Origin of the sequence: Nonomuraea lactucae, assembly GCF_003313395.1 — a bacterium.
Taxonomy (GTDB): Bacteria; Actinomycetota; Actinomycetes; order Streptosporangiales; family Streptosporangiaceae; genus Nonomuraea; species Nonomuraea lactucae.
On the sequence record NZ_QNFZ01000751.1, the window covers coordinates 1 to 4201 of the forward strand.

Sequence of the window (4201 nt, forward strand, 5' to 3'; positions counted from 1 at the left end):
CAGCCTGCCCCGGCCCGGGCGATGCCGCCGATGCACGGTCAGGCGCAGGTCGGGGGCCACGAGTCGCCGTTCGTGCCCGCGCCGCGACGGGTGATGGGCACGGAGCCGGCTCCCGCCCCGCTGCCGGGACCGGCAGGCGGGACGGAACTGACGGCCGTCCCGGAGCCGCTGCGCTGGGCGGGCACGTGGGTGGTGCCGGTACGCGGCGGCAAGGGCGCGTGGGGGCTGCGGCTGAGGCGCGCGGAGGCGTTCATCGCCGAGTGCCGGATGGACGGCGACGCCCTGCTGGTCTCCGGCGAGCTGGCCGACCCCGGCGACGGAGAGCCGGTGCTCAGGCTGGTACGCAGGAACGACGGCGAGGAGATGTACTTCCCGCTGGACCTGACACCGCCCCGGACCTCGGCGGAGCCCCGTGGCCCGGCCGTTCACGGCTTCCTGGCCCGGCTGCCCCTCGTGGACATCGACGAGCCCGTCGGCCGCGAATCGCGGTGGGAGGTCGTCATCGACCAGGGCCGGGCGATCCACCCTCTGGTGCGCGCCCTGGGACGGCCGGTGGTCACCGTCGCGGGCCGGCGCTTCCTGATCGACCGGAGCGACGACGGCGGCCTCCTGCTGGCCGAGCGCTGACGCCGCCGCGGGCCGAGCGCTGACGCCGCCGGGGAGGGCCGGACGCCGACGCCACCCGGACACCGACGCCCCCCGGACACCGACGCCCCCCGGACACCGACGCCACCAGGACGACTCAGGCGAGGATGGCCGTCAGGCACTCCACCACATGGTCCTGCTGGGTGTCCGTGAGGTCGGGGAAGAGCGGCAGCGACAGTTGCTCCGTGTAGTACGCCTCGGCCTCGGGGCAGAGCCCGCGCCGGTAGCCCAGGTCCTCGAAGACCGGGTGCCAGTAGGCGGGGATGTAGTTGACCTGCACCCCGATCCCCGCGCCCCGCATCCGCTCGTACACCTCGCGCCTGCGCCCGTCGCGCACCCTCACCGGGTACAGGTGCCAGCTCGGCTCGACGTACGGCCGCTGGGCGGGCAGGGTCAGCCCTGGCACGCCGGCGAGCAGGGTGCCGTAGCGGGCGACCAGCTCGGCCCGCCTGGCGCGGAACGCGGCGAGGCGGCGGAGCTGGCTGGCGCCGAGCGCGCACAGCACGTCGGGCAGCCGGTAGTTGAGCCCGAAGTGGTGGACCTCCTGGTGCCACCCGCCGTGGCCGGGGTCGCGCTGCTCGGCGGGGTCGCGCACGAGGCCGTGGTTGCGGAAGCGGGCCGCGAGCCTGAACCGCTCGCCGTCGGCGACCGCGACCGCGCCGCCCTCGGCGGTGGTCACCGTCTTGGTCGGGAAGAACGAGAACGTCGTCAGGTCGGCCGGCCGCCCCACCGGCAGGCCCTTGTAGGCCGAGCCGATGGAGTGGGCCGCGTCGGCGATGAGCGCCGCGCCGGCCCGCGAGGCGACCTCGCGCAGCTCGTCGTAGTCGGCGGGATGCCCGGCGTAGTCGACGGCGGTGACGGCCCGGGTGCGGTCGGAGACGGCCGCCGCCGCCGCGCCGGGGTCGAGGTTGCCCGTGTCGGGCTGGACGTCGGCGAAGACCACGCGCGCCCCGCGCAGGGCGGCCGTGGCGGCCGTCGCCACGAACGTCAGCGGCGAGGTGATCACCTCGTCCCCCGGCCCGATCCCGGCGGCCACGTAGGCGACGTGCAGGGCCGCGGTGCCCGAGGTGACCGCCAGGCAGGGCACGCCCCCTGTCCAGCGGGCCAGCTCGGCCTCGAACCGGCCGACCGCGGGCCCCGTGGTCAGCCAGTCGCCGCGCAGCACCTCGGCGACGGCCTCGACGTCCTCCTCGGTGATCGACTGCCGTCCGTAGGGGAGCATCAGACGCCGACCGCCACCATCGCGCGCAGTTCGTCGACCGACAGCCACCGGTCGTTGGTGTCGGAGCGGTAGGCGAACCCCTCGGGCAGCATCTTGCCGCCCTGCGGAGGCACGTAACCCCAGGTCGCGATCGTGGGCAGGACGATGTAGCGCTCGGCGAGCAGCAACGTCCGGCGTCCGTCGTCGGGGGCGATCATCTCCTCGTGCAGCTTCTCGCCCGGCCTGATGCCGATCTCGTGGACCGGGCTGCCGGGCGCGAGCGCCTCGGCCAGGTCGGTGATCCGCATGCTGGGGATGCGCGGCACGTAGAGCTCGCCGCCCCGCATGAGGTCGAACGACTCGACGACGAACCGGACCGCCTGGTCGAGGGTGATCCAGAACCGGGTCATCCGCTTGTCGGTGATCGGCAGGTCGCCGCCCTCCCCGGCCAGCCGCTGGAAGAACGGCACCACCGAGCCCCGGCTGCCCACGACGTTGCCGTAGCGCACCACGGCGAAGCGGGTGACGTGGCTGGCGGCGTAGTGGTTGGCCGACACGAACAGCTTGTCGGCGACCAGCTTCGTCGCGCCGTAGAGGTTGATCGGGCTGGAGGCCTTGTCGGTGGAGAGCGCGACGACCTTGCGCACGCCGCTGTCGATGGCGGCCTCGACGACGTTCTGCGAGCCGCCGACGTTGGTGCGGACGTACTCGAACGGGTTGTACTCGGCTGTGTCGACCTGCTTGAGCGCCGCGGCGTGCACCACGTGCTCGACCCCGTGCATGGCCCTGGCCAGCCGGTCCCTGTCGCGCACGTCGCCGATGAACCAGCGCAGCCGCCGGTCGTCGCCGAACTCCTGGCGCACCTCGTACTGCTTGAGCTCGTCGCGCGAGAACACCACCAGGCGCCGCACGTCGAGGCTGCCGAGGGCGTGGCGGATGAACGCCTTGCCGAAGGACCCCGTGCCTCCGGTGATCAGAATCGACGATCCACTGAGAATGCTCACGCGGGCCCCCTGAAATCGCGCTGACGCGCTGTAGTCGTCCGAGCTGGCCGGTAGCATAGCGCGACCGGTCAGCGACGCACTGTCACACGGGGGAATGGGGCTTCGGTGCGTATTGTCGGAATTGTTCAGGCGCGGATGGGGTCCACCCGCCTGCCGGGCAAGGTCCTGCGCGATCTTCGCGGCCGGTCCGTGCTGGGCTGGGTGGTGCGGGCCGTACGGCAGGCGGAGGCGGTCGACGACCTGGTGGTGGCCACCACGACCGAGGCGGACGACGACGCCGTCGTGGCGGAGTGCCGGAGGCTGGGGGTGCCGTGGCACCGGGGGCCGGTCGACGACGTGCTCACCAGGTTCATGGAGGCGCTGGAGGGGCATCCGGGCGACGCGGTGATGCGGTTCACGGCCGACTGCCCGCTGCTGGATCCCGCGGTGATCCGCGAGGCGGCGCTGGTCCACCGGGGGGTCCCCGGCCTCGACTACGTCAGCACGAGCCTGGCCCGCACGCTGCCGCGCGGCCTCGACGTCGAGATCGTGAGCCTGCCGGCGCTCCAGCGGGCCGACCGGCTGGCCGCCGCGCACCACCGCACCCATGTCACCTCCTACGTCTACTCGCACCCGGGCACGTCACGGCTGCTCGGCCTGGCCTACACCCCGGCGGCGTCCGACCTGCGGGTCACGCTCGACACGCCGGACGACTGGCGGCTCATCTCCCGGGTCGCCGGCGAGTTCGGCGACCGGTGCGTGCCCTACGCGACGCTGGTCGGCTGGCTGCGCGCCCGGCCGGAGGTCTGCCAGCTCAACGCGCACGTGGAGCAGAAAGCGCTGCAGGAGGCATGACGGGCCGGGTCGGCGTGCGCTGCGACGCGGGGGGCGCGTGCGGGGTCGGCCACCTGGTGCGCTGCGTCGCGCTGGCCGAGGAGCTGACCGGTCGCGGGGTCGAGGTGTGCTTCATGGGCGACCTGGCAGGCTCGGCGTGGGCCCGGGCCCAGCTGCTGGAGCGGAGCCTGCCGCTGGTGCCGGCCCCCGAGCGGCCCGAGCGGCTGGCGGGCCTGGTGCGCGACCTCCGGCTCGACGCGGTCGTGCTCGACTCGTACGAGCTGCCTCCCGGCACGGGCGCGGCGGTCCGGACGGCCGGCGCGGCGGTGCTCGCCATCGTCGACGGCGACCCGCTCGGGCAGGAGGCCGACCTCTATCTCGACCAGAACCTCGGCGCGGAGCTGCGGCCCTTCCCACTGCTCGCGCGGCGGCTGGCGGGCGCGAGCTACGTGCTCCTGCGCGACAGCGTCCGCCGCCTCCACCGCACGGCCGGCGGGCGGCGGCCCGTGCCGCGGGTGCTCTGCTTCTTCGGCGGCAC

5 protein-coding genes are annotated in these 4201 nt (G+C 74.2%); 3 read left to right on the forward strand and 2 right to left on the reverse strand.

Annotated features, from left to right (window positions below):
* On the forward strand, positions 1-627 hold a 627-nt coding region (locus DQW85_RS26670), incomplete at its 5' end, for a hypothetical protein (protein ID WP_420819188.1).
* 115 nt (positions 628-742) lie between these two features.
* On the opposite strand, the gene DQW85_RS26675 is transcribed toward DQW85_RS26670, so the two are convergent.
* Both DQW85_RS26675 and pseB read right to left on the reverse strand, forming a co-directional pair.
* Positions 743-1867, reverse strand: a complete 1125-nt coding sequence (locus tag DQW85_RS26675; protein ID WP_113702679.1) for a DegT/DnrJ/EryC1/StrS family aminotransferase — start codon at positions 1865-1867, stop codon at positions 743-745.
* Positions 1867-2850, reverse strand: coding sequence for a UDP-N-acetylglucosamine 4,6-dehydratase (inverting) (pseB, locus tag DQW85_RS26680; protein ID WP_113702680.1), 984 nt, complete (start codon positions 2848-2850; stop codon positions 1867-1869). The genes DQW85_RS26675 and pseB overlap by 1 nt, the downstream gene beginning before the upstream one ends.
* A gap of 105 nt (positions 2851-2955) precedes the next feature.
* Between pseB and DQW85_RS26685 the strand changes: the two genes are divergently transcribed.
* Both DQW85_RS26685 and DQW85_RS26690 read left to right on the forward strand, forming a co-directional pair.
* Positions 2956-3684 carry a cytidylyltransferase domain-containing protein gene (locus DQW85_RS26685; RefSeq protein ID WP_113702681.1) on the forward strand — a complete coding sequence of 243 codons (729 nt, stop codon included), beginning with the start codon at positions 2956-2958 and terminating at the stop codon, positions 3682-3684.
* A partial coding sequence (locus DQW85_RS26690) for a hypothetical protein (RefSeq protein WP_205315429.1) occupies positions 3681-4201 on the forward strand: 521 nt, incomplete at its 3' end. The genes DQW85_RS26685 and DQW85_RS26690, both read left to right, overlap by 4 nt.